Below are 24,906 nucleotides of genomic sequence, written 5' to 3' on the forward strand. Positions count from 1 at the left end.
GAAAGAGAGGGAACCCATCATGAAGCAAGAGGAGACGGTCATCGGAAGAACAGCGGTTGCCGCGAAAAGAAAAGAATATTTCTATCCATGCACTGCACACTTTTACCGCGATGCACCGCAGCTTGTACGCGGCAGCATGCAGTTTATCTATGATGAGCACGGCAAGCAATATACGGACTTTTTTGCCGGAGTATCGGTTGTCGCCTGCGGCCATTGCAACCCGGTGATTACGTCGCGCACGATTGCGCAGCTCCAGCAGCTCCAGCATACCTCAACGGTCTATCTTACGCAGCCGAATGTGGACTTGGCCGAGCGGCTGGAAGAGGTGCTGCCGGGTAAGCTGCGCCGCAGCTTCTTCGTCAACAGCGGCTCCGAGGCCAATGAAGGCGCACTGCTGCTGGCCAGAATGCATACGGGACGCAAAGGCTTTATTGCCCTGGAGAGCGGGCTGCACGGACGCACCAATCTGACGATGAGTGTTACCGGACTGCAAATGTGGAGAACGGATAAGTACCTGGACGAAGATGTAACATTCATTGAGCGGCCTTATCATCCTGAACTGAGCCTGGAAGAGGCTGCAGCGGTTTCTCTTAAGAGCCTGGAACGGGTGCTGAAGGAGAAGGGCGATACAATTGCGGCCATGATTGTAGAGCCGATACAGGGAAACGGGGGCATGATTATGCCTGCCCCTGCGTATTTCCGCGAGGTCAGAACGCTGCTGGATCAATTCGGCGTGCTGCTGATCGACGATGAGATACAGACGGGCTACGGCCGTACGGGAGCTATGTTCGCCATGGAGCATTTTGGCGTTGTGCCGGATATTATCAGTATGGCCAAAGCGCTGGGCAACGGGGTTCCGGTAGCCGCCTTTGCGACAACGGATGAAATTGCGGCGTCCTTGAACCGGCCTTCGGCTTCGACGTTCGGGGGCAACCCTGTATCGGCGGCAACGGCACTTGCGGTGCTGGATTATATCCGGGACGAACGCCTGCCGGAGCGTGCGGCTGAGCTTGGTTCGCACCTGAAGAAAGGTCTTGAATCGCTTCAGGAACGTTATCCGGGAATGATCACTGATGTGCGGGGAACCGGACTGATGCTGGGCGCAGAACTTGCGGGTTCGGACGCAGCCGGATCAGCTGAACTGACCGATAATGTGCTCGAAGCGATGAAGGACCGCGGGTATCTGATCGGCAAAAACGGTGTAGGCCGCAACGTGCTGGCCTTCCAGCCGCCGCTGGTCATTACCTCTGAAGATGTCGACGGGATGCTTACTGCCTTGAATGAAGTGCTGCTGCAAGTTTCTACAGAAAAGGAAGAATAATATGGTGATCTTAAACGCTGTCAAAACCTCTGCGCTCAAGCTGAAAATGTTCAGCGAGCTGGTGATGTTTTCCCACACGCTGTTCTCCTTGCCCTTCGCCATCATCTCGATGGTCTGGGCGGCGGGAGGCTGGCCGTCCGGCCACATGATGCTGTGGGGACTGATTGCCCTAATCGGGGCGCGGAATGGCGCCAACGCCTTCAATCGTCTCGTCGACCGTACCTTTGACAGGGAAAATCCGCGCACCGCGCACCGGCATCTGCCGCAGAAGCTGCTGGCGGAGAAAGAAGTTATCTTTTTCATCATCATCAACTATGCTTTGTTCATTGTCGCCTCCGGCATGCTGAATCTGCTCTGTCTGCTGCTGTCGCCGGTGGCCATCGTCCTGATCTCCAGTTATTCCTATACCAAACGCTTCACGTTCTTAAGCCACCTGTATCTTGGTTTCGTAATTGCTTCGGCGCCGATTGGCGCTTGGTTTGCAGTGACAGGGAATATTGCGTTCACGCCGTTTGTAATCGGTACGGTGGTTATGCTCTGGATTGCCGGCTTTGATATTATCTATGGCACGCAGGATATCGATTTTGACCGCCGGAACGGATTATGGTCCATTCCCAGCTTCTTCGGACTGGAGAATGCGCTGCGTATTTCCAAAGGGCTGCACTTCATCATGATCCTGCTGCTGCTGTTCCTGTACCTCTGGCGCGATCTGGGCTGGATGTACCTGGTCGGCATCGGCATCGCCACGCTGCTCTTGATGACGGAACACCGGATTATTAAGCCGCATAACCGGCGGCTGATGAAGGTGGCTTCCTATAATTTGAACCAGGTGATCAGTATGGTGATATTGCTGTGCACGCTGACTGACTATTTTTATGTCAGCTAGGGTCGGGAGATCGGTTAGAAAGAAGGAGGCTGCGCTCCTCCGGGGAATGCTTGGCTTCCGGCGGCTGTTGTTTCCAGAGTTTCGATTAGATCGCTATTAGCGATACTATCCGGAGACAAAGGCGGACGTTACCGTTTCTGCGGTCCCGAGCTTCCCCTCTGCTTTGAACTCTGGTTAAGTGGTAAAAATAACTTTCCTGTTAACAGATAACGTTAGCGCAAAAACTCATCATGAGGCCGCCGAGGACCAATCGGGCGGCCTTATTAAGCTATCGGGACGGATAGTAGAATAGGATACCACGGCAGCTGACCAGAAATCAGCTGCCGTTTTCATTAAGCTAAGGGCCGGTTTGTTTAGTGCTAAAGCCTGCACAAACTCATATGAATCTTGCATAGTATTATTACATGTGTTATATATGTAATATAACAGACAAAAAAAGGAGGCTGGTTTGATATGGAACCGCTTAGACATGTCAAAAACACACATGGTTAATGTTTGCCGGCACCATTGCCGGCGCGCTGCTGCCCTATGCGCTCGTAGTGCTTCCAAAGGCCGAGAACCCGGCGATGTCGCATCAGCAGTATGTGATCGTGCTAACGGCTGCTCAGGTTTTCCAGAACGGCAGCCTTGGCTTCTTCGCCGTATGGGGCGGGTTGGCGCTTTCGAGCGGCGCCGGAATGGATACACCCTTACTCCGTTATTGAATCTACGGCGTCGGCCGTCCCGCAGTATTGCCGAAATGGTTCCTGACCGGTATTGCGGGTGCATTCGTCATTATGCTGTTGATTATCCTTCCACCCGTAGTATGAAGACACGCAGCTGCCTTAAGGAGAGAAATTCATGTTCATAGAGCTCGATCTGCAATCGGAAACCCCGATTTACGCACAACTGGTTGACCAAATCGTTGAAGGGATCGCCTCCGGTGCCTTGCAGCCGGGGGACCCGCTTCCCTCAGTCCGGAGATTGGCGGAGGATTTGGGGATCAACCTTCATACCGTCAACAAATCCTACAATTTGCTCAAGCAGGAGGGCTTTCTTCAAGTGCACCGGAAAAAGGGCGTTATCGTTCAGCCTGACGGGATGCCCGGCGTGACTGAGGCTTTCGAAGAGAAGCTCCGGCAGCAGTTGAGGTCTCTTGCGGCAGCAGCTGCGGTACGAGGCATGACGGAAGAGGCATTCGCGCAGGAGAGCAGGTCGGTGTACCGGAATACCATTACAAATCGCGGAGGGGAACAGCGTTGACTGTACTAGAGACGATCATGATATCCAGCTTTTATTTGTTTATCGCGTTGATGATCAGCATACAGGCCCATATTGGCTTGCGGACCCTGCTGTTCGGCATCACGCTGCCGGCGGAGGCCCTGCAGGATACGGACGTCCGGGGCATTCGCCGGAATTATGTTTTGCTCACCGGCGGATTTGCGATTGTCATCGGAGTAGCTTGCTTTTTAGTGGCGCGTCACCAAACGACGAGCCGGAGTTTCCTGTTTTGGGCGATAGCCATCATGCTTTTGATAATGATATCGTTCTTCGCCATTCGGATCAGCAGGAAGTCCGCGCAGCGTTTGAAGGCGGCCAGAGGCTGGGAGGTTGCCGTACAGACGAAGCGCGCAGCAAGCCTCGCGGCCAGCCGGACACATGGTTCGGTGCTGGGCTCTTGGTGGTATGCGGCGCATATCGCCGTGATGGCGTTATGCATCTTCTTTGCCGCCACGAGATGGAACGTTATTCCGCAGCAGATCGCGGTGCATATGGGGCCGGACGGTTTTCCGGATCATTACATTTACAAATCCGTACGAACCGTAATCATGATGAACATCGTGCAAGCGCTGATGATCGCGTTTTTCGCCGGCTATAATCTGATGATCAGCCGTGCCAGAATATCACTGGACCCCCAGGACCGGGAAGGTTCGTTACGAAAACAGTTAAAGCTTAAGAAAATCCACTCGATTACAGCTTGGGGCATTTCGCTGTTGGGCATTGCAAACTTAGGGTTATTGCAAGCCGTAATGCTATACGGCTGGAAGCTCGATCTGCTCATCCGCTACAACCTCTCGTTCATGGCGGTGTTCTTCTTGGCATTGATTGGTGTCTTGTTTTACCTTCGTTTCAGAGGTCTTGATCAGCAAAGGGACATTCCGTCACAGGAGGAGAGGCACTGGAAGTGGCTCGGCAGCATTTACGCGAACCCTGAAGACCCGGCGTTGTTCGTTCAGGATCGATACGGATTCTTATGGACGATCAATATGGCTAATCCGCCCGGTAAGATCATAGCCGCCGCAACGATAGCCGTTCCGGTAATCGCCATTCTCGTAGCCCTGTTCAATTTCCGATAAATAAAACAATCTTGGAAGGAGAGTTCAAATGATGAAAAGCCGATGGATAACGGGCGCTTTGCTAGCTTCGTGTCTGGTGCTGAGCTCCTGGGACGGCAACACAGCACTGGCTGCAATGCAGAACATAGCAGCGGCACTGCATGCATCTGAGGTAATCGAGTCAAGCTCTGTCCCGGTAAACGTGCAAACAACGGCAATAGGCATGCCTTCGAACAAGGGTGTGATCACCTATGAAGCAACCCGGAAAGCTGCTCAGGAGAAAGCCGACCTCCTCACGAAAACTTACGGCACGAACAGTGTGCAGTACGCCATTATCGATCATGGCCACATCGTCGTATCGGGCCAGTCCGGCAAGAATGATGAGCAGGGACAGAAGCCGCTCACGAAAGACACGATGTACGGGATTAGCTCTACGAGTAAAATGTTTACCACGGTTGCCGTCATGCAATTAGCCGACCAAGGGGAAATCGGCCTCGATACGCCCGTTGTCCAGTATATCCCCGAGTTTACGATGAAGGATGAACGCTACAAGCAAATTACCCCGCGCATGCTGCTGAATCATTCATCCGGACTGAACGGATCGTCGCTGACGAACGCTGTTTTATTCGAAGATAACGATACTTACGCCCACGACACCCTGCTGGGGCAGCTGGCCGGTCAGACCTTAAAGGCGGCCCCGGGTGCTTATTCGGTTTACTGCAATGACGGATTTACGCTGGCCGAGATTCTAATCGAGCGAGTCAGCGGCATGGACTTTACCTCTTACATCCATAGATATATTACGGAACCTCTGGGTATGGCCAATACGAAGACGCCGCTCGATTCTCCGGACACAGCGAAGATGGCGGGACTCTATTATCCTGCCTACGCTGGACAACTCCCCAACGAGACAAGCAACGTGATCGGAGCGGGAGGCATATATTCCACGGCGGAAGACTTGGCCCGATTCTCGCAAATTTTCACGGGGGAAGCGGAGGGGGTTTTGTCCGGTAAATCGGCTGCGTCCATGGCACAAGACGAGTACAAGACGCCTTTGTGGCCTGACGATGCGGACAGCTCATTCGATTACGGATATGGTCTTGGCTGGGACAACGTTAATCTGTATCCCTTCAGCGAATACGGGATAAAGGCGTTGACCAAAGGCGGGGACACACTCTATCACTCGTCGCTCGTTGTGCTTCCCGAACAGGGCATGGCGGCAGCTGTTATCACTTCCGGCGGGAGCAGCACGATCGACCGGCTTCTGGCGAACCAAATCCTGCTTCATGCGCTGAAGGAGAACGGGACAATTGCCGAATTCAAGCCTGAAAAGTCATACGGTGTACCGGTAAAAGCTGATATGCCGGAGTCCGTGCAGCAGTATTCGGGAATCTACGGCGCGACTAATACAACGGTAAACATTGATATTACAAAAGGCGGCGTTATGTCCATTACTTCGGAGCAGTCACCCGGTAATCCGGCCCAGATCTTCGGGTATTCGGCGGACGGCACGTTCCGGAGTGCGGATGGGAATACGAAGATCAGCTTCGTGACGGAGGAGAACGGCCGCACCTACTTATGGATACGTCAATACGCTTCATTGCCGGGCCTTGGGCAAATGTCTACATCCGTGTACAACGCCGAGAAGCTCCAGCCCCAAAATCTTCCGGCAGAGACCAAAGAAGCATGGGTAAAGCGTGATGGCAAGAAGTATTATCTGTTGAATGAGAAGTATACGTCGTTCGTTTATTTGGTGGTGCCGCCCATCCAATTGAATGTGTCGAAACAATTGCCGGGGTATGTGTTGGATAAGCGAATAACAGGCCCGAATACGGCCATCTCCGAATTGCAAATTCCGGGAATGAGCGGGCGGGATCTCTCAGGTTATACGTTCTTTACTCAGGACGGTGTTGAGTACCTGGATACTGGTGGAAGAATCTTAATGAACGAGGACGCTGTGAAGCCTATCTACATCGCTAAGAAGTCAATCGTTACGATTCCGCCCGGCGGATACGCCCGATGGTATACGATAAGCGACAAAGACGGGGGTAAGACCGTTAAGGTGAGTACGTCCTCGAACACCTCCTTCGCTGTTTATAATGCAAAGGGATCATGCATCTACTTCAGTCTTATCGGAGGCAAAGATCAGGTCGAACTGCCTGCGGGAGGGTCGATTGTTTTCGCCGGAGATGCCGGCACGAAGTTCGAGATTTCCGCGCAGTAACGCCGTAACAGCTATTTCATAACTGGCCAAGATACAGTCCTGCGTATAAGAAAGAAGGAGATTCTTCAAGAAAAATCGGATAAACTCCAGCTAAAAACATCTATAAAATGTACCTTAATTCATTCCAAAAGGTGAACATTCACAAGGGGGGCGATTGTAGACTACAAGCTGGACCGGAAAATGTTTTCAGCTATCGGCCCTGCGTCCGTCAGAAAGACTCAACGGTCGCGTCCGGCAAAATACTGCAGCAATGTCTCGAGATCGGCATGTGCCGGGTAGCTGGAGAGCCGCTGGATAATTGCGGCAGCCTGGTCGAGATAATCCTGGCTGACCCCCTCGGTACGGGCCAGGGCGTCGCTGCGGTTAATCAGGGCTAGCACATCAGCCACCTCTTCCTCTGAAGAGGCAGGGCCAATGGTGCGGATAACAGGCGCCAGTTCAGGGTCCTGCAGGGCAAAAAGCACAGGAAGGGTAACCTGCCCGTTGCGGAGGTCGCTGCCAGCAGGCTTGCCAAGCACATCGGCGGACTGGGTGAAGTCAAGCAGGTCATCCTGGATTTGAAAGGACATGCCCAGCGCCTCGCCAAAGTTGTAGAGCAGGTCCGCGACTTCTTCCGGGCTCTCTGTAGAAAGTGCGCCCACCCGCAAGCAGGTGGCCATCAGCATGGCTGTTTTGTTGCGGGATTTCTCCAGGTATTCCTCAAAAGTGAGATTATAGTCGTAGGCATGCTCCATTTGCTGGTACTCTCCCAGACACAGCTGGGCAGTAGCCACGGAAGACAAGTCGTGGACATAACGGTTTTTGTCACCGGTGTATTTGCTGAGCAGCTCAATCACCCGGGCAGACATATAATTCCCGATATGGACTGCGGAGAGCACGCCAGTTCTGGTATGCAGGGCAGGAGCGCCCCGCCGCAGTTCGGCATCATCAATAATATCATCATGAATTAATGAGGCAGCGTGAATAAATTCTGCAGCAGCAGATAATTGAAGCGTTCTCCGCCCCGAAGGTTTACGTCCAAAACGGCTGCCGACGATGACCATCAGCGGCCGGAGACGTTTCCCCCCGGAGCCGGTCAGCTCCAGAATGCTCTGCGCGAGCTGCGACTTTTTGGGTACGTCTTTATCACGGGCCACAATATTCTGAATTTCATGGTTAATTTCGTCCAGGTCTATATTTAAGGCTTCATGCAGCTTCATCGTTTTGGTTCCCACCTGTCAAATGGCTTTGCTTGTGCGGCTTTGCTGGTTTTGCTCCTGAATCAGGAACCCTTCAATGCCCGCCGCCGGGTTTTGAGCCGCGAAGTCCCCATTTGACCGCGCGATTTGCATTTTTTTAATCGAAGGAGCCAGATAAGCAACCAGGTCCAGTTCACGGCATTTTACTGCGAATTGCAAATAAAAGCTGTACAAATAATCTCCATCCAAAATGTTGCGGGTCAGGTCAGGATGATGTGGGGCACATTCCATATGGCGTTCAGCCGCCACGGTAAGAATGATATAAATACCTAGCAAATGGACTTTGCGGTCATATTCCAGATCATGGCGTTCCAGTACCGAGAACAACTGCTCACATTCTGCCGGAGAGAGATGCAACTGAATTCCGGCGATCGGTGACATTTCAGCCTGAAGCAACCGGAAGCTGTCTTCCATAAGTTTTCTGTTCACAAGATTCTCTCCTTCTTGTCGGTTTTGCCGGAAGCAACCATAGCCTTGATTATCCCTACAAAACCTTTTGTAAAAAACAAGACCCGGGACGGTTTCAGGAGTCCCTGTCCGTTGAAGAAGTAAACTATTAAACGGTTGGTTAGGCCTAAGCCTTAATAAATAAGGAGAGTAATGTGTCCATGGACACATTACTCTTAAGAACATCATATTCAGCTGCAGCAACATAAAATACACATAAGTTGCTGATATACTTAATTAAACGGCGTCAGAAACGCTAAACAGCAGGGTTAATATCAGTCCGTATATAGATACCAGCGCCGCACAAGCGGGATTCGTTTCCATTGCTTCTTGAGCCAAGGCAGGACATAGTAGTCCAGACCGAAGACGCTGCCTGATCCTCCGATGCACGCGATAGCCGCTCCAACGTACCAGAGCATTTCTGTCGCTGCCATCTTGGTAGACCATATCATGACTGCCATTGCAATGGTGGCAAGTGAAGAGATGGCAGTAAAGAGACCTACGATAAGCATAATACCAAAGACGATTTCGGCACAAACCATGCCGATTTGGAACCATTTAGCCAAGAATGTATAACTTCCGTCATTGTTGTAGAACATCAGATCCATGAACCAGTTCGTAATGTCATACACAAAGCCTGGTACCGGAAGAGCCGATACAGCTTCTTTGGCAGTGGAAACTGCGGAAGCCGCGGACTGCGCATCTACTGTTGTTTTTACAGCATCTACGGCCACGCTCGCTGATGAAGCAGCATCCGTAGCAAATGGAGCAGCAGGAATCAGGAAGATTTTGTCCGGGTCAACCCAGATCTTTCTGAGTTTATCGATCCCTTCATATAACCACATGCCCCCGAGCAGCATACGAAGCGGAACGAGCCAGAAGTTCGGCGAACGCTTGGAGAAGTAGCCGCCGACGAAGCTCTTGCGGTTCTCCACATGGAAGAACTCGTGCATCATATAGGTCCATACTTTGTTAAAACCTACCACTTGAGATAGATAGAACATATTGATAAAATGCTTGGACAACATAGCCATGAAGCCTGTAAGCATAAAGAGCTTGCCTGGAAGACCAACGTTGGCTACACCATAGCGGCTTCCGATGGAGACCATCGTGCCGTGAAATCCTGGTTTGTACGCTTTTTTGGCAGTACCGCTGATGTCAGCGGCGATGTTGCCGGCAACGAGTGGAGCCGCCTGTTCAGCATTTTCAACCATCTGTGGAACCGGACGGGTTTCGCCTTCAGGAATAAAGAAGATGTTGTCCCCTACAACGTAGACGTTCTTATGGTCAACACTTTCCAGATGTTCATTGGTTACGATGCGTTTGCGTCCCTGCTGCTGGACTTCAAGGCCGCCGACGATTTCGGAGCCTTCCACACCGGCAGTCCAGACAATGGTTTTGGCGTCAACGACATTCTTCTCGCCGAGAGCCACACTGCCTTCGCCTACTTCGGTGATTTTGGCACCGGTCACGATTTCAACCTTCAGCTTGCGCAGGCGGGCTTCAGCTTTCTGAATAAGCTTATCCGGCAGGATAGGCAGAATCTTCGGAGCCATATCGGCAACAATGAGCCGTACTTCGGATGGATCAATGAAGAATTCTCTGCACAGCTCTTCGCGCTGCTCGGCCATTTCCCCAACCAGCTCGACACCAGTGAAACCGGCACCAATGATGACGAAGGTCAGCATTGCGCGGCGGACGGCAGGGTTCTTTTCTTTGGCAGCTTGGGTGTACATATCGCGGATTTGGCGTTTGAGCGCAACCGCGTCATCGTAGGACCAGAACGAGAAGGTATTTTCTTCTGCTCCGGGAATTCCGAAGAACGTTGGTTTGCTGCCTGTGCCGATTACCAGGTAATCATAAGCATAGGTTGCCTTGTCGGATTTCAGCTTCTTGTTTTTGAAATCAATATTGCTGATTTCATCCAGAACAACATCCACTTTCAGACCGGCGAAAATTTTCTTCAAATCAACCTTGATTGAATCCTCAGGCGCACGATTCGCAGATACCTCATGCAGCTCAGTCAAGAGAGTGTGATAAGGATTTCGGTCGATCAGCTTGATTTCTACATCTTTGTTGTTCTTATACTTCTTTGCCAGTTTCTTAGCCGTGAGTACGCCGCCGTAGCCGCCGCCCAAAATGACTATTTTTTTCAAGAGAAACTCACCTCATTCATCTGATTAGCTGCAAAAGGTAAACGAATATTATTTCGCGCCTTCAAGTGCTTTTTCTGCAAGTGTAAAGTATTCGCCAACATGGATAGATACACCGGAGATGGCGTCGGTTTTGCCTTCAGCATCCAGCTTAGGAGCAGCGCCTTTGTTTTCAAGGAAATATTTTTCGGCAAGGGCGATTTCTTCGTGCCATTCAGCAGAAGCGCCGCCGGCTTTCATGCCGTATTTGCCATCTATTGAATATTGCTTCTTGTCATCCCCTGCAGCATTCACGCCGCTGAAGTTAGCTGCAACGATATTGCCATTGGCAACAGTAAGAGCAACAGTGGATTTCCAGCCGGATTCTTTATCCATTTCGCCTTCTGCGAAGTATCCGCCATCTTTGTAAGGGCCAGCTTGTGCAGGGCCTGCAGCAAGAGCAGCTTGAGCAGCAGAAACAAAGTCATTAACGTGTACAGATACACCGGAGATAGCATCGGTATGTCCTTCAGCATCAACTGCGATAGCTGCCGGATCTTGTTTTTCAATCAGGAATGCTTCAGCTTTGGCTGCTTGTTCATGCCATTCAGCTTGAGCGCCGCCTTTTTTGACCAGACCGTATTTGCCGTCCTCGGATACTTTTTTCTTCAGGTCGCCAGCTGTTTTGATATTGAAGGCATTCCAGTCGGCCTTGGTGATCTTTCCGCCTTCTACAGTCAACAGGGCATAGGTCTGCCAGCCTGTTTCCGGATCGGCTTCAATGGTTCCGTAATATGTTCCATCTTGATACTTGCCTGTTTCAGCAGTGCCGGCATCGGATGCGGCAGGTGCAGTGGTCGTGGAAGGTGCAGCGGATTCTGCAGGAGCGTTGGTTGCTGCCGTGTTGTTACCATTGTTGTTGCCGCAGCCCGCGAGCAAAGTACCCAGTACGAGAGCACTCGACAAAATTACAGAAGCTTTTTTCATTTTAGTATGACCTCCAAAGAAATAGTTTAAAATATATATATTAAAATGTAAAACATTTTAATAATTATTGGAAGTGATAAAAATCACTTTATAAATGACATATATCACTTTTGAATCGGTCTTAAGTCCCTTTTTGTAGCAGACATATGACATATATCGGCATACAATAGAAAAAAATTTAATCATCTCGTTTCATGTTCGATGGCATTTTAGCACAAGAAAGATGTTAGTCATGTGAAAATAATCACTTGAGCATAAAGTATTTTATTAACACCTGAATTATATCAAATTTTAAAATATATAGATACGGAATTTAAAAGACTATTATGTGACAAAAAACGACGGGTGGCTGTTCTTTTCCCGGACGGTATCCGATTCAATTTTGGGGGCCGGGGGTAATGTCTTTTTAAGACATGAGCCTCTGGTCATACTTCAAAAGACACCTAAGGAGATGAGCATGTATGGACAGCAACATTATCAAAGGAAAGTGGATGCAGCTTAAGGGCGAAGCCAAGAAGCAGTGGGGACAACTGACGGATGATGATCTGGATGTCATCGACGGCGAGAAGGATAAACTGGTCGGCAAGCTTCAGGAGCGTTACGGCCATACCAAAGATGATGCGGAAGCGGAATACCGCAATTGGGAACAGTCCATCCGCCACTAATATAAGAGAATAAAACCTCGGAACAGGATAGTCACCTATGCAGGAAGAGGCGATGTCTATGTATAAATCTCATGTCGTAACCGGCAGAATTATCGAGATACATGCTGACCGGGTACTTACACAGCAGGGGGAGATGTTATGCACCTTTCATCCCCGGTACTATATGCTGCCGGAAGTAGAGACATGGACACCTGAGAAATGTGACTTGAAAGAGGAGCCTGTAATGGTATTGCATGATCAGAGTGGAGGCAGGAACCGCAAAAGGCGCTGGAGCGCCGTAAGGCCCTGGTCTCCGCAGCAGAAGAAGAGCGCAAATCGAATCTGATTTGCGCTCTTCTTCTGCTTGAAACCCGCAAAGAGCGATGCGTTAGTCCATGTGCCATATCTAAAAAAACATTCAATATTTCCTCTATAAGGAAGAAAAGTAATCACTTTGCATGTGAACAAGCGAACGTATGTGCTATGATGGGGTCGCGCGGCGGCAGCGACATAATCGACCATTCCCAAAGCGTTAACCCAGGAATGGGAGTATTCTATAGGACTGTGATTCCATGTATTGGTTCTACTAATATGGTACTATGAATCATAAGGATTACATTTCTGTAATCATTGAAGGAGTGATGCTATGGAGTATCTGAAGATTTTTTGTATGAATACGGCTCTGCTTATTTCTGTCGCTTACATCGCGAATTTAATATACAAACATATGATTACGCACGCCCCGGAGCCTGTCAAACAGGCAAGCTGGGTGGTACTTTCCATTTTTGCCGGCTGGGTCAATATATTTTTTGGATACAGGCTGGATGAGCATGTGATCTTCGATTTGAGATTTTTGCCGCTGATTATTTCCACCATTGCCTTCCCCCAGCCCTTCAGTCTTATCATCATCGGAGTTGGCATAGGTCTGAGCCGTCTGATCTTCGGAATGAATGAGGCGGCGGTGGCAGGCGTGCTCAATTTGTCGATTCTGGGATTCGTCTGTGCCGGGCTAAGCTTCTGGGTGCGCCGCACGCCAGCCACGATCATGGTCAAGTCCCTCATTGTGATTATGGCTGTGAATCTGATGAATGCGGTGAATATCACTGTTTTTGGAGTCATCCCCGAACAGGAGTACATAACGAAGATCTTGCCTGTAACGCTGCCTGCAGGGCTTGCTCTCAGCATGCTGTTTGCACTGATTATCCGTGACTTTCAGCTTGATCTGCAGCGCACTGTCCAGGTGGTAAGGGCGAATGAGCTGCTGTCTGCACAGGCCGAGGAGCTGCATAAGAACAAGATTGTACTGGAGGAGCGGGCGAAGCAGCTGATGATGGCCTCCCAGTTCAAATCAGAGTTTTTGGCCAATATGTCGCATGAGCTTAGAACTCCGCTGAACAGCATTATCAATTTGTCGCAGATTATTGAAGACAGCGATGAGGGGCTCAGCAGGGAGGAAATCACTGAATATGGCGCCATTATCCACCGGTCGGGTGGTGATCTGCTATCGCTTATTAATGATATTCTTGATCTGTCCAAGGTAGAAGCGGGCAAGCTGGATGTTGTTCACGAGGAACTCAATGTCAGTGAGATTCCGGAAATGCTGGCCCTGCAGTTTACGGTGGCGGCCAAACAGAAAGGCCTGGATTTCAACATTACGCTGAGTGAGGATGTGCCGCATGTGATTCATTCCGATCCCCAGCGGGTGCAGCAGATTCTCCGCAATCTGCTCTCCAATGCCTTGAAGTTTACTATGAACGGCTTTGTATCGCTGAATATCCGGGTGGTGGAAAAGCCGGAGGGACCGGCGCTGAGGCGCTGGGTGGTCTTTGAGGTGCAGGACAGCGGTATTGGCATCGCTGCCGACAAGCACGCGGTAATCTTTGAGGCCTTTCAGCAGGCGGATAGCAGCATCAGCCGGAAATATGGAGGAACAGGACTCGGGCTGTCCATCAGCAGTGACCTGGCCAAGCTCCTGGGCGGTTACATTACACTGTCCAGCAAAGAGGGGCAGGGAAGTCTTTTCTCCCTGTATTTGCCATTGTGAGTCAATGAAACTTAAAGGGTGCACAGAAATCCAACTTAATTTGTGATATTGGCTTATTGACAGGAACTTGGTGCGGAGTAGAATGAAGCAAAAGCCGCATCAAAGGAGTGTCATCACCCCCATGAACATCATGAGAAACAGACTTGGCGGCGCCCGCCCGAAAGGTCTACGCAAAACCTCGGTACATCGCAAGAATCTGCAGATTGCTACGTTTGAGGGGATTCCGTCAACGATATTTCAGGTGCTGCTCCAAGGGCAGTTCCTGACAGGCTTTCTGTTATATTTGGGGGCCAGTTCCAGTCAGATTGGTTTTGTAATAGCGCTTACTACATTGGTTAATGTAGCGCAGATTGGTGTGGCTTTTCTGATTCAGAAGCTCCCAAGCCGCAAATGGGCTATGGTGACATTCATCGGCCTGCACAGGCTGCTATGGGGTTCAACCGGACTGGTGCCGTTTATTTTTCCAAAAGAGCATTGGGTTACTGCATTTATCGTTTTGTATACGATTGCATTTATTGCGAATACGGCGGGTGGCGTACTGTGGAGCTCGGTGATCAGCGATCTGGTTCCTGCGCGGGTACGCGGCCGGTATTTTGGAATCCGCAATACCTTCCTGAATGCCCTGGGAAGCCTTGTGATGTATGGAGGCGGTTTAGTGCTTGACCGTTATCCCGGCGGGCACGGGTTTCTGATTCTGTATATTGTGGTCTGGATCTTTTCCATATCCAATGTCATCGTGTTCTTCTTCTATCCGGACGTGCCGTTTGAGAAATCGGAAGAGAAGGATTTTCTGCCGATGCTGAAGAAACCGCTTCATGATACGCTGTTTATGAAATCGACACTGTTTCTGTCCGCGTGGCTGCTGCTGCAGAATCTGACGGTGCCGCTCTATTCCTATGTCATGCTGCAGCTGCTTCACATCAATTATGAGACATTGTCCCTGCTGAACGTATCGCAGACGATTTTTATGATGGCAAGCTTCTATGTATGGGGCAACCTAAACGCCAAATACAGCAATAAGCGGCTGCTGCTCTGGACACTGCCGATTATCGCTGTATCCTCACTGCTCTGGGGACTGCTGTCCGTACTGCCAATGCTGCTGGTGCTGTTTGCCGCGCATATTGTATTCGGGATGGGAGTAGGGGGCTTTAACCAGTTGGCGTTCAACTTCATCATAGGCGATACGCCGAAGAAGGAACGTCCGATGTACATGGCGATGTACGCAGCGCTGACGGGACTTGCTGCGTTTTTTGGACCGCTGATCGGCGGGCGGATCTATGAATGGATACATGAATGGCCGCACTGGACACAGGTATACGGGATGCAGCTTATCGTAGGGGCGCTAATGCTGGCTCTTGCACTGCTGCTGGGCCGGCGCATTCTGAAGGACTAATATAGAGGAGGGTCAGGCCTTCCTCCAACTTCGGGAAGGGGACCGTTCAATGACTAGAATCGCGGTAGTACTGGGGGCCACGGGTCTTGTAGGCAGTGCGCTTACGAAGGATCTGCTGAATGGGGGCTGGGCGGAGGTGCGTGTGCTGCTGCGCCACCCGATGAAGATCCGGCATCCCAGGCTGAAGCAGGTGATCACCGACTGGGAGAGGCTGGCGGAATATAAGGAACAGTTTGCCGGGGCTTCGGCCGTCTTCTGCTGCCTGGGCACAACCATCAAAAAAGCCGGCTCGCAGGAGAAGTTCGAGCGGGTGGATCTGGAGTATCCGCTTGCTGCCGCCGCACTGGCCAAGACATGCGGGGTGAAGCAGTTTCTGGCGGTTTCGTCGATGGGGGCAAATGTCAGGTCGCGGGTTTTTTATTCCCGTACCAAAGGAAAACTGGAGAACGGGCTCGGTGTCTTCGGTTTTCAAGGATTGCATCTGTTCCGCCCCTCGCTGCTGCTTGGAGACCGTGCGGAATCCCGCCCCGGTGAACGGGTGGCTGCCATAGTCATGAAGGCGCTGGACTTTGCGATGGTCGGCAAGGCAGCTAAGTACCGGGCGATTCCGGCTGCCAAGGTGGCCAGAGCGATGATGAATATCGCCCAAGCAGATACCGGGGGCGTGCATATCTATACCAATGAAGTGATTCATGTAATTGGAAAAAGTTGAAGTCCGGGGTTTGCAAAAAGCTTGGTGCAGGACGTACAATGGGACATAAATCATACGTACATAGCGGATTCAATGTCTTGTACAGCAAACAGGAGGAGAACATGAGTAAAAAACAGGTAGCAACTGAAAAGGCCCCTGGTGCCATCGGCCCATACAGCCAGGCCGTCATCGCCGGGAACTGGGTATACACTTCAGGTCAGCTGGGGCTGAACCCGGAAACGGGAGCATTGGCAGAAGGCGTAGTGGAGCAGGCCCGTCAATCGCTCAGCAATGTTAAGGCGATTCTTGAAGAAGCTGGCGCATCCCTCGAACATGTTGTGAAGACAACGGTATACCTTAAGGATATGAACGATTTTGCAGCAGTCAATGAGGTGTACAGCAGCTTCTTCACTGAGCCATATCCGGCCCGCAGTGCTGTTGAGGTAGCGCGTCTGCCAAAAGACGGACTTGTGGAGATAGAAGCGGTAGCCCGCAAGAAATAATACTCCGGAGATTGAAGTATCCCTGAGCGCCTTCTGTAGGAGGAGCGCTCAGGGATTTTTTGTGTGAGGGACTTGATGCAGAGGCCCTATTGTCTATCTGCTCCGGCTCGGTGTCAGCAGCAGCCAAATGCTGTAGAGCAGCAGCAGGCAGGCTGTCACCAGACCGGCTATAAACACGCTATTGGTGTCCTTGTGCTCCAGGGCAATGGCGGTAAAAGCCCACATGAAGACAAGCGGATACATACAGTCCCGGAACGGAAAGCTGACGGCAACAGCAAGCAAAGTGCCGGCACAGAGCATAATTACGGCCCAGGCGGGGCCGCTTAAGCCGAAGCCTTCCCAATGGTTTTTTTCCAGTACGACACTGACATTCACAATCGTCGCTACCGAGATCCAGCTGAGATAGATGCTGAACGGCAGCTTAACCAGCCATTGCTCCCCGGAGGTGGGGGTTGTGATGCTCCGGGTTCTGCGGTAGATGACGATCAGTGTGATCAGCATCAGCACCATGGCAGCGAGAGACAGCTCAATATAGAGGTAATGCCAGAGGAACAGCCAGCCCATATTAAAAATACAGCTCAGCACAAACCAGATGCCGACCGAATGCACGGAATCACGTGAGCCAGTGTCCTGCCGGAATTGATACACAACGAAGCCGGCAAGCAGCAGATAGATCAGCGACCAGATGGAAAAAGCATAACCGGCTGGCGTAAGGTAAGTGTGATACCTGTCCGAAATTTCGCCGGTGCTGTTCCCGCCAAGGGGCAGAGTCACCGACAGTGTATTCACGGTAAGTACGCCAAGGAAGAACAGCAGATTCCACCACTTATAAGGATTATTCCGTCTCATGTTCGTTCACTCCCTTAACTTGATTGTCAGCCCTAAAGTAGAAGCTTACATAGAATATAACCGCTTTATTAGTAAATAAGACTCTCTCCGCCTGAAAAATGACCTGCAGGTCATGATGTTGGCGGATAGCTGTCCGGCCTTGCTGGGTAATATGTATGTAACAAGCTGCATCAGCCGAAGGGGGAAAGCAAGCGATGGAGAGCAGTGAAGCAATTCGTCCTGAAAAAATGGGTCCGCTGGTTATGAAAGAGACTTGGAACACGCCAGGAAGCTTCGTATCCTGGGAACGCTCCGAGAATATTTATATTGTCCGGGGGGAACGCGGAGGCATCGTTTTTGTATTTTTGAATGACGAAATGTTCCGGATGAAGGTATTTCGGAACAAGGTGCCTGATCTGACGACGACCGCTGCGGTGCTCGCCGAGAGCTGTGTTCCGCACCTGTTCCCTGTGGAGGAGAATGACGGTCAGCTGACCTTTACGACCAGTGCCATCCGGCTGATCATCGAGAAGACCTCTCTCCTTCTGCGTGTGGAGAACATGGACGGGAAGGTCATCATGCAGCAGAATCTGACGAGCTGGAGTCCGCGCGGGGCGAGCCATGCTGAATATGATATGCAGCCGGATTCGCACTTTTATGGCCTGGGTGAAAAGGCGAGTTTCCTCGACAAGCGGGGGGAGCGCTACACCAACTGGAACACTGATGTATTTGCCCCGCATTTGCCGGAAATTGAAGCTCTCTATGAGTCTATTCCGTTACTGATCCATATGCATGGCGCACTCTCCTATGGCTTATTCCTGGATAATACAGGCCGGAGTGATTTTGACATGCGCTCCCATGGGGTGGCGTTTACCATCGGCTGCTCTACCGGGGCTTATGATATTTATTTTATCAACGGGCCTGAAATGAAGGATGTAGTCAAAAGATATACCTCCCTGACCGGACGGATTGCGCTGCCGCCTAAATGGGCTATTGGCTATCACCAGTCGCGATACAGCTATATGAACCAGCAGGAGGTGCTTCAGCTCGCCCGGACCTTTCGTGAAAAGAATATCCCGTGTGATGTTATTTATCTGGATATCCACTATATGGATGAATACCGTGTGTTCACCTTCGATCCGGTCCATTTCCCTGAGCCTGACAAGATGATTGCCGAGCTCCGCGGGCTGGGGGTGCGGATTATTCCGATTGTAGACCCTGGTGTCAAAAAAGACCCTAATTATGAAGTATACAAGCAAGGGGTGCTGGAGAAGCATTTCTGCCGGCGCCTGGAGGGCGATATCTTCTTCGGGGAGGTCTGGCCGGGAATCAGTGCGTTCCCCGATTTCAGTGATGTCCGGACTGCCGAATGGTGGGGGGATTTGCATAAATACTATACGGATCTTGGCATTCAGGGCATCTGGAATGATATGAACGAGCCGGCGGTGTTCAATGAGTCGAAGACCATGGATCTCGATGTGATGCATTTCAACAATGGCCGTCCGGTTACGCATGAGGAATACCACAATCTCTACGGGATGATGATGTCCAAGGCTACATATGAAGGGCTGGCTGAGCATATGGGCGGCGAGCGGCCTTTTGTGCTGACACGCGCCGGGTATGCGGGGATTCAGCGGTATGCCGCCGTATGGACCGGGGATAACCGCAGCTTTTGGGAGCATATGGCGATGGCAATGCCTATGGTACTCAATATGGGGCTGTCGGGTCTCGCGTTCTCGGGACCGGATATCGGCGGATTTGCCCATCATACCTCTGCCCAGCTGCTGGTGCGCTGGACGCAGATGGGCGTCTTTTTCCCGTATTGCCGCAATCACTCCTCCATCGGGACGCTGCGCCAGGAGCCTTGGTCATTCGGTGAAGAGGTTGAGGGAATTCTGCGGGAGTTCATTGGGCTGCGTTACCGCTGGATGCCGCATCTATATAATCTTTTCCATGAGGCTGAGATGACGGGGCTGCCCGTGATCCGTCCGCTGATCCTGGAATATCCGCGCGACCCCCATGTTACGAATCTGTGCGACCAGTTCCTGCTGGGGGAAAACGTGCTGATTGCTCCCGTGTACCGGCCGGATACGGAGCATCGTTCCGTCTATCTGCCGGAGGGGTTGTGGATCGACTACTGGGATGGTGAGGTTCACGAAGGCGGACGCCACATCCTGGCCGCTGCTCCACTGCGCATCATGCCGATGTACGTCAAGGCAGGAACCTTTGTCGCGGAAGGGCCGCTTAAGCAGTATGCCCTGGAGGATACAGCGGAGTCGGTGATTTTTCACCTGTATGGTGCAGAGGCAAGAAGCGGCTTCTTTGCTGCTTTTACTCTTTACGAGGATGACGGGCACAGCTTCAGCTACAAAAAAGGGCACTATTCCGAGATCAGTGTGCACGCTGCCGGCGAAGAAGGGGGATTGCGGCTGGGCTGGACCTATACGGTCCGCGAGTATGCTCCGCGCAGAGATATGCTGCGCTTTGCGCTCTGCTATCCCAACTTCGCTGCAGCTTCTGTAGACGGTCTCCCTGAGGTCAGTCTCGAACAACTGGAAGAGGGCCGGACCGGCTGGGCACGCAACGGTAAAAACGGTGCTCTCATTATCCAGGTGAATGATGCTGCTCGGGGTGGGGAGCTGCGTATACAGGCAGTTAGGGCGGAGGAAGAGCTTAACCGGAAGGAGTAAGTCCTGTTCGTTTCCCAAAAGTGAAATTAACCAAATTACCCGCCATTTGGCGGTTTTTTGGCATTGAAAGGGCCAATGGAGAACCTTCGGCTTGCCGGAGGAGAAATAATTCTTCAAAAAGAAGATAAATCTGCAGAAAAAATTGCAGAAGGGTTTTTAAATATGGCTCTTTTCGTATAAGATGAAGGGATGAAGAAAAAAAATATGGCAATCCACTCACTGGAATGCCTGTAACTATATTTCCTGCGGAGAAGGATGCAGCCCTCCTGATGGAGGCGGACCGGCTCTTTCTGCTTGCTCAAAAAAGAATGGAGATCATCAATGATTAAGCATCTGTATGCAATATGGTTAGGGGACGTATTCTTTTGCTTCTCCGGCGAAACTTCAGAGCCGAAGGTGGACGCATGGACGCGTGTGGTCAAGCGCTTGGAGCTTCGGAGCGGCTGGCGTCCTTTTGCGGGTGCTTCGCTGCGGCTTACGGAAGTGAAATATCCGGTTGCTGCCTCTGCAGAAGGGAGGACAACGAGACGCGGTCTGCCGGGGCGTACGCTTGAAGGGCTGGCCCTGGCACCCAAGGACGCCTTTGAGCTGCTGCTCGCCTGGGACGAGCAGCTGTGCCGCAGCCAGGGGCTGGAGCCGGGCGGGGAACTGCGGTATTGGGCTGCCGCCGCCCGCTTCGCGCTGGAGCTTATGGGTACAGGCGGCATTGTGCCTGGGGCGCTGCCGCCGCGCCCGCTGGGATCACGCCGGCGCGGAGGAGAGCAGGCGGCGTCTGCTGCCTGGTCACCGGCATTCCGCAAGGCAGCAGACAGGGAGCTGTTCCTGCAGATGGCCGCATCCATGCCGGTGCTGGCGCTGGGGACGCATGTGGCCGAGGAAAGTGATCTGTCCACCCGTGAGGATGCCGGTGCCTATGTGCTTTACTCCTTTCTGCAGTCTGTAATGACTGCAGAGATCAAACGGGTGGTTGCGGAGAACGAAGGGAAGCTTGTGCCTTACAAGGCGAACTATCGCCGTGGCTACTCCCCGCTGACAGAGCTGTGGTGGAATAGCCTGCTTACGGGCAGCCGTGATATTCCCGTACAAGGAACTCCGGCTGAAGTGGCGGAGCTTCTTGCTGCAGTAAACGCAACCGCCGGCAACGAAGTGCCTCACGCGGAGACCGAAGAGGCGCGCAGCGGACAGCTCAGTCTTGGACTGCGTCTGGAGCCGCCTGCAGATGAGAATGAAGCGTGGCGCTTGTCCTTCTGGGTAGAGAGCCGCGAAGAGGGTGAATTCTGGCTCCCGGCAGCGGCAATCTGGGGCAGCCGGGAACGTGAATTCACCCTCTGGGGCAAGCGGTACCGCAACATCCAGCAGCAGCTGTTGTCTGCGCTGGGCCGGGCAGCCAGGCTGTCCCCGGATATTCAGCGGGCGCTATCCATGCCGGCCCCGGATGGCGTGGAGCTCGAAGCGGAACAGTTATATCTGTTCCTGAAGGAGAGCGTGCAGCCGCTGCGTGAGCGGGGAATCACCGTGCAGATGCCTTCCCGCTGGAGCCGCGAAGGCCGGCGGCGGATCGGCATGAAGATGAAGATGCAGCCGCCGGCAAGTGGAATCGACGGTCCGGCCCAGGCTGCACTGGGCATGGAGCAGCTGATTTCCTTCCGGATCGAGGCTTCGCTTGGCGATTCGGATATCAGTGAGGATGAACTGAACGCATTGGTGGAGGCGGGCGTGCCCTATGTGCGGTTTCGGGGAGAATGGATTGAGATCGACCCGAAAGAGGTCCGCCAGGTGCTAAGGTATATGAAGCGTAATGAAAGCGGGGAAATGTCGGCGGCCGAATGGATGCGTCTGGAGGCCGAGGATGGGAATGAACGCCTGTGGAAGGGGATGTCGGTCACCGGGATGGAGACCTCCGGTCTGCTGGCTTCGCTTATGCAAGGCGACATGCTGCGGCATCTGCCGATGCGTCCGGTGCCGCCGGATCTGCACGGCACGCTGAGACCGTACCAGGAACGCGGGTTTCAGTGGCTGGCCTCGCTGAGCGGTCTGGGCTTCGGCGTCTGTCTGGCCGATGACATGGGTCTGGGAAAGACTGTGCAGGTAATTACCTGCCTGCTGGATCGCGCGCTGACCGCACCGCCGGAAGAACAACGTGAGCCGGTGCTGATTCTCTGCCCAACCTCGCTGCTGGGGAACTGGCAGCGGGAACTGCAGCGCTTTGCACCTTCCCTGCGGGTGCACATTCATCATGGGGGACGCAGGGTCCGTGGCGGGGGCTTCGCCCAGCTTGCGGCCAGTCACGAAATTGTCTTAACCACTTACCATCTTGCCGGGAGGGACAGTGAGGATCTGGCAGGTGTGCGGTGGTCGACTGTGGTGCTGGATGAGGCGCAGTACATCAAAAACCACCGTACCAAGCAAGCGCAGAGCGTAATGAAGCTGTCGGCGCCGCACCGGATTGCCATGACAGGGACGCCGGTGGAGAACCGGCTGGGCGAGCTGTGGTCCATCTTTCATTTTCTGAATCCGGGTTACCTGGGCACATATCATTCGTTCCGCCAGCGCTATGTTTCCGGAGAAGGCGGGGACCGGCTGCGCGAGCTGCACCGTCTCGTATCGCCTTTTCTGCTGCGGCGGCTGAAAAGTGATCCGGATATCTCCAAGGATCTGCCGGAGAAGCTGGAGCTGAAGCAGTATTGCACGCTCACGGAGACGCAGGCGGCCTTGTATCAGGGTGTAGTCAATGAGATGCTTGGCGTGATCGGAGAACGTTCAGGCATGGCCCGCCGGGGATTGGTGCTGTCTTCCTTGACCAAGCTGAAGCAAATCTGTGATCATCCGCAGCTATTCCGGGGGGATGAAGGACGGGGACAGCGCAGTGAGGCTTCCGGCAAAATGGAAGTGATGTTCGAGGTGCTCGACAGCATTGCCGAGCTTGGAGAATCTGCCTTGATCTTTACCCAATATGTGGCGATGGGGGAACTTTTGGTCAGCAGACTGGCCAGACGGTACGGGAAGGCTCCGCTCTTTTTGCACGGTGGAGTTCCCAAGCGGGAGCGTGATGAAATGGTTCATGCTTTCCAAGAGGGGGAAGGCCCGGCCTTTTTCGTACTGTCGCTCAAAGCCGGAGGTGTGGGGCTTAATCTGACACGGGCCAACCATGTGCTGCATTACGACCGCTGGTGGAACCCGGCGGTGGAGAATCAGGCGACCGACCGTGCTTTTCGGATCGGCCAGCACAAAAATGTGCAGGTGCATAAGCTGATCTGCCAGGGAACACTGGAAGAGCGGATTGATGAGCTGATTGAACGCAAAAAAAACCTCTCGGAGCAGGTCGTCGGCTCCGGCGAAAACTGGTTGACTGAAATGTCCAATCATGAGCTGCAGGAGCTCATTGAACTGCAGGGACAGGACTGGATGTAGCGGAAACGAAAAGGGTGAAGGAGGAATCAGCAATGAGCGGAGAGCTTGAGCTGCGGCTGGAAATTCAGCCCGGCGTCGTAAAAGTGAAGGGCCTCCGGGGATCTGCCCCTGCACCAGGGGGGCAGGGTGTGCGCAAAGCGCCAGCAGCGGTTCAGGAAGCTGCACCGTCAGTGCTCACCTTGGAGGTTCCGCCTTGGCCGGCTGCACGCAAACGGGAGGTACTGCTTGAGCTTGCCGCGCACCCGGGGGACTTGTATGAGCTGCTGCAAGGGCAACTAAGCGCCAGGCTTGCCGGACTGGGTCTGCTGCCTGACGGGGCAGAGCTTGCATCTGCGGCCTACGAGCAGGGGAGCGGAACAGCAGAGCGGGTGGAGCTGCAGAAGCTGCTGAATCAGCGGCTGACCGGGGAGCCTCTGCTGGCTCTGGCGCTGCGGGGCCTGGACAAGGAGGAGCTGCTGGCTGGCGTATTTGGCCTCTGGGCCGAGCCGGGCAGCACAGAAGAGGATGAAGCCAAGCCGGATGCATCCGGTGCCTTGGCAGCAGAGCTTGCCCGGCTGGAGCGCAAAGGGCCTGCGGTGTCCTCAGGCGAATGGCTGGCAGAGGCTGCCGCCGAAGGCTCGCTTCACCAGCCGGGTCCGCTGTTCCATGAGATCGCAGCCCGGCCGTTTCCGGTGTCCCCCGTTGTAGCGGAGCCTACCGAGGATTGGCCGTCTCTCCTGCCGCAGACCCCCAAGGCGGCCGAAGGACTGGCGCTGATTATGCGGGAAGTGGCTAAAGCGGCTGCCCGCAGGGCAGCTGGCTTGAAAAAGATGTGAAATGAACAAGAAAACCGCATCTAACCGCATTTTACCGGATGCGGTTTTTGTGCAACGATAAGAATCTATATGTGATGGGGAAACAAAGCTTACCCCTTATTAAGTTGTTGTTGGGAAAATATAATCCTTCTTTCTTGTGGATAAGATGTGCATAAAGTTGGGGATAAGTAGACTTAGAAGCAGAAGCAGAAGCAGAAGCAGAAGCAGAAGCAGAAGCAGAAGCAGAAGTAAAAGTAATGTTCATCAGATTCGCCTGAAAAAGGGGGCGGTCGAATTTAATAGCCTTTTTTCACATAGCGCCTATCGAAGAAGAAACTAAGCAGGATTAGGTGGAAAA

The 24,906-nt window shown here is 52.6% G+C and carries 20 protein-coding genes; 15 read left to right on the plus strand and 5 right to left on the minus strand.

From position 1 onward, the window contains the following. The first annotated feature begins 19 nt into the window (after positions 1 to 19). From PGRAT_RS02725 to PGRAT_RS02750, 6 genes are all read left to right on the plus strand, one after another. Entirely contained in the window at positions 20 to 1,321 is a 1,302-nt protein-coding gene (locus PGRAT_RS02725; protein WP_025708154.1) for an aspartate aminotransferase family protein, read from the plus strand. 1 nt (position 1,322) lies between these two features. Further along, entirely contained in the window at positions 1,323 to 2,207 is an 885-nt protein-coding gene (locus PGRAT_RS02730) for a UbiA-like polyprenyltransferase (RefSeq protein ID WP_036706464.1), read from the plus strand. Between the two features lie 491 nt (positions 2,208 to 2,698). After that, positions 2,699 to 2,911 (plus strand): hypothetical protein, encoded by a 213-nt coding sequence (locus PGRAT_RS02735; RefSeq protein ID WP_025708152.1) that lies wholly within the window; start codon positions 2,699 to 2,701, stop codon positions 2,909 to 2,911. A gap of 136 nt (positions 2,912 to 3,047) precedes the next feature. After that, positions 3,048 to 3,449, plus strand: a complete 402-nt coding sequence (locus PGRAT_RS02740; protein WP_025708151.1) for a GntR family transcriptional regulator — start codon at positions 3,048 to 3,050, stop codon at positions 3,447 to 3,449. Further along, positions 3,446 to 4,543 carry a DUF5808 domain-containing protein gene (locus tag PGRAT_RS02745; protein ID WP_025708150.1) on the plus strand — a complete coding sequence of 366 codons (1,098 nt, stop codon included), beginning with the start codon at positions 3,446 to 3,448 and terminating at the stop codon, positions 4,541 to 4,543. Before PGRAT_RS02740 ends, PGRAT_RS02745 begins: the two co-directional genes overlap by 4 nt. Before the next feature lie 115 nt (positions 4,544 to 4,658). Next, complete coding sequence (locus PGRAT_RS02750; RefSeq protein ID WP_025708149.1) at positions 4,659 to 6,746, plus strand: serine hydrolase domain-containing protein; 2,088 nt, start codon at positions 4,659 to 4,661, stop codon at positions 6,744 to 6,746. A gap of 218 nt (positions 6,747 to 6,964) precedes the next feature. Here PGRAT_RS02750 and PGRAT_RS02755 read toward each other — a convergent pair whose 3' ends face one another. The 4 genes from PGRAT_RS02755 to PGRAT_RS02770 form a co-directional block, all read right to left on the minus strand. Then, on the minus strand, positions 6,965 to 7,945 hold the full coding sequence (locus PGRAT_RS02755; protein WP_025708148.1) for a polyprenyl synthetase family protein: 981 nt from the start codon (positions 7,943 to 7,945) through the stop codon (positions 6,965 to 6,967). A gap of 18 nt (positions 7,946 to 7,963) precedes the next feature. After that, positions 7,964 to 8,413: a hypothetical protein gene (locus PGRAT_RS02760; RefSeq protein ID WP_025708147.1), complete on the minus strand. Its 450-nt coding sequence runs from the start codon at positions 8,411 to 8,413 to the stop codon at positions 7,964 to 7,966. 293 nt (positions 8,414 to 8,706) lie between these two features. Further along, entirely contained in the window at positions 8,707 to 10,587 is a 1,881-nt protein-coding gene (locus PGRAT_RS02765; protein ID WP_025708146.1) for an FAD-dependent oxidoreductase, read from the minus strand. A gap of 48 nt (positions 10,588 to 10,635) precedes the next feature. Beyond that, positions 10,636 to 11,550, minus strand: coding sequence for a hypothetical protein (locus PGRAT_RS02770; protein ID WP_025708145.1), 915 nt, complete (start codon positions 11,548 to 11,550; stop codon positions 10,636 to 10,638). Positions 11,551 to 12,011: 461 nt separating this feature from the next. Between PGRAT_RS02770 and PGRAT_RS02775 the strand changes: the two genes are divergently transcribed. The 6 genes from PGRAT_RS02775 (at position 12,012) to PGRAT_RS02800 (ending at position 16,825) form a co-directional block, all read left to right on the plus strand. Then, positions 12,012 to 12,215: a CsbD family protein gene (locus tag PGRAT_RS02775; protein WP_025708144.1), complete on the plus strand. Its 204-nt coding sequence runs from the start codon at positions 12,012 to 12,014 to the stop codon at positions 12,213 to 12,215. A gap of 58 nt (positions 12,216 to 12,273) precedes the next feature. After that, positions 12,274 to 12,540: a hypothetical protein gene (locus tag PGRAT_RS02780; protein ID WP_155990524.1), complete on the plus strand. Its 267-nt coding sequence runs from the start codon at positions 12,274 to 12,276 to the stop codon at positions 12,538 to 12,540. 300 nt (positions 12,541 to 12,840) lie between these two features. Next, positions 12,841 to 14,238, plus strand: coding sequence for a sensor histidine kinase (locus PGRAT_RS02785; RefSeq protein WP_036706461.1), 1,398 nt, complete (start codon positions 12,841 to 12,843; stop codon positions 14,236 to 14,238). A 121-nt stretch (positions 14,239 to 14,359) separates the two neighbouring features. Then, entirely contained in the window at positions 14,360 to 15,631 is a 1,272-nt protein-coding gene (locus tag PGRAT_RS02790; RefSeq protein ID WP_042265987.1) for an MFS transporter, read from the plus strand. A 49-nt stretch (positions 15,632 to 15,680) separates the two neighbouring features. Beyond that, entirely contained in the window at positions 15,681 to 16,343 is a 663-nt protein-coding gene (locus PGRAT_RS02795; protein WP_025708141.1) for an NAD(P)H-binding protein, read from the plus strand. Between the two features lie 101 nt (positions 16,344 to 16,444). Further along, the gene (locus tag PGRAT_RS02800) at positions 16,445 to 16,825 is read left to right on the plus strand and encodes a RidA family protein (protein ID WP_025708140.1); all 381 of its coding nucleotides are present in this window, start codon (positions 16,445 to 16,447) and stop codon (positions 16,823 to 16,825) included. 93 nt (positions 16,826 to 16,918) lie between these two features. Here the strand turns inward: PGRAT_RS02800 and PGRAT_RS02805 are convergent, their stop codons facing one another. After that, positions 16,919 to 17,674 (minus strand): TspO-related membrane protein, encoded by a 756-nt coding sequence (locus PGRAT_RS02805; RefSeq protein ID WP_025708139.1) that lies wholly within the window; start codon positions 17,672 to 17,674, stop codon positions 16,919 to 16,921. A 194-nt stretch (positions 17,675 to 17,868) separates the two neighbouring features. On the opposite strand from PGRAT_RS02805, the gene PGRAT_RS02810 reads away from it, so the two are divergent. The 3 genes from PGRAT_RS02810 (at position 17,869) to PGRAT_RS31420 (ending at position 24,569) form a co-directional block, all read left to right on the plus strand. Next, positions 17,869 to 20,343 (plus strand): glycoside hydrolase family 31 protein, encoded by a 2,475-nt coding sequence (locus tag PGRAT_RS02810; protein WP_025708138.1) that lies wholly within the window; start codon positions 17,869 to 17,871, stop codon positions 20,341 to 20,343. Positions 20,344 to 20,664: 321 nt separating this feature from the next. Next, positions 20,665 to 23,754: a DEAD/DEAH box helicase gene (locus PGRAT_RS02815; protein WP_025708137.1), complete on the plus strand. Its 3,090-nt coding sequence runs from the start codon at positions 20,665 to 20,667 to the stop codon at positions 23,752 to 23,754. Between the two features lie 32 nt (positions 23,755 to 23,786). Next, positions 23,787 to 24,569 carry a hypothetical protein gene (locus PGRAT_RS31420; RefSeq protein ID WP_025708136.1) on the plus strand — a complete coding sequence of 261 codons (783 nt, stop codon included), beginning with the start codon at positions 23,787 to 23,789 and terminating at the stop codon, positions 24,567 to 24,569. Positions 24,570 to 24,906: the final 337 nt, after the last annotated feature.

It is taken from the genome of Paenibacillus graminis (assembly GCF_000758705.1).
GTDB lineage: Bacteria > Bacillota > Bacilli > Paenibacillales > Paenibacillaceae > Paenibacillus_AQ > Paenibacillus_AQ graminis.

Coding starts and splice junctions, on each gene's coding strand:
- PGRAT_RS02750 (WP_025708149.1), top strand. CDS start 4,659: ATGCAGAACATAGCAGCGGCACTGCATGCATCTGAGGTAATCGAGTCA.
- PGRAT_RS02795 (WP_025708141.1), top strand. CDS start 15,681: ATGACTAGAATCGCGGTAGTACTGGGGGCCACGGGTCTTGTAGGCAGT.
- PGRAT_RS02785 (WP_036706461.1), top strand. CDS start 12,841: ATGGAGTATCTGAAGATTTTTTGTATGAATACGGCTCTGCTTATTTCT.
- PGRAT_RS02790 (WP_042265987.1), top strand. CDS start 14,360: ATGAACATCATGAGAAACAGACTTGGCGGCGCCCGCCCGAAAGGTCTA.
- PGRAT_RS02730 (WP_036706464.1), top strand. CDS start 1,323: ATGGTGATCTTAAACGCTGTCAAAACCTCTGCGCTCAAGCTGAAAATG.
- PGRAT_RS02755 (WP_025708148.1), bottom strand. CDS start 7,945: ATGAAGCTGCATGAAGCCTTAAATATAGACCTGGACGAAATTAACCAT.
- PGRAT_RS02800 (WP_025708140.1), top strand. CDS start 16,445: ATGAGTAAAAAACAGGTAGCAACTGAAAAGGCCCCTGGTGCCATCGGC.
- PGRAT_RS02815 (WP_025708137.1), top strand. CDS start 20,665: ATGATTAAGCATCTGTATGCAATATGGTTAGGGGACGTATTCTTTTGC.
- PGRAT_RS31420 (WP_025708136.1), top strand. CDS start 23,787: ATGAGCGGAGAGCTTGAGCTGCGGCTGGAAATTCAGCCCGGCGTCGTA.
- PGRAT_RS02805 (WP_025708139.1), bottom strand. CDS start 17,674: ATGAGACGGAATAATCCTTATAAGTGGTGGAATCTGCTGTTCTTCCTT.
- PGRAT_RS02810 (WP_025708138.1), top strand. CDS start 17,869: ATGGAGAGCAGTGAAGCAATTCGTCCTGAAAAAATGGGTCCGCTGGTT.
- PGRAT_RS02770 (WP_025708145.1), bottom strand. CDS start 11,550: ATGAAAAAAGCTTCTGTAATTTTGTCGAGTGCTCTCGTACTGGGTACT.
- PGRAT_RS02780 (WP_155990524.1), top strand. CDS start 12,274: ATGTATAAATCTCATGTCGTAACCGGCAGAATTATCGAGATACATGCT.
- PGRAT_RS02735 (WP_025708152.1), top strand. CDS start 2,699: ATGTTTGCCGGCACCATTGCCGGCGCGCTGCTGCCCTATGCGCTCGTA.
- PGRAT_RS02740 (WP_025708151.1), top strand. CDS start 3,048: ATGTTCATAGAGCTCGATCTGCAATCGGAAACCCCGATTTACGCACAA.
- PGRAT_RS02725 (WP_025708154.1), top strand. CDS start 20: ATGAAGCAAGAGGAGACGGTCATCGGAAGAACAGCGGTTGCCGCGAAA.
- PGRAT_RS02775 (WP_025708144.1), top strand. CDS start 12,012: ATGGACAGCAACATTATCAAAGGAAAGTGGATGCAGCTTAAGGGCGAA.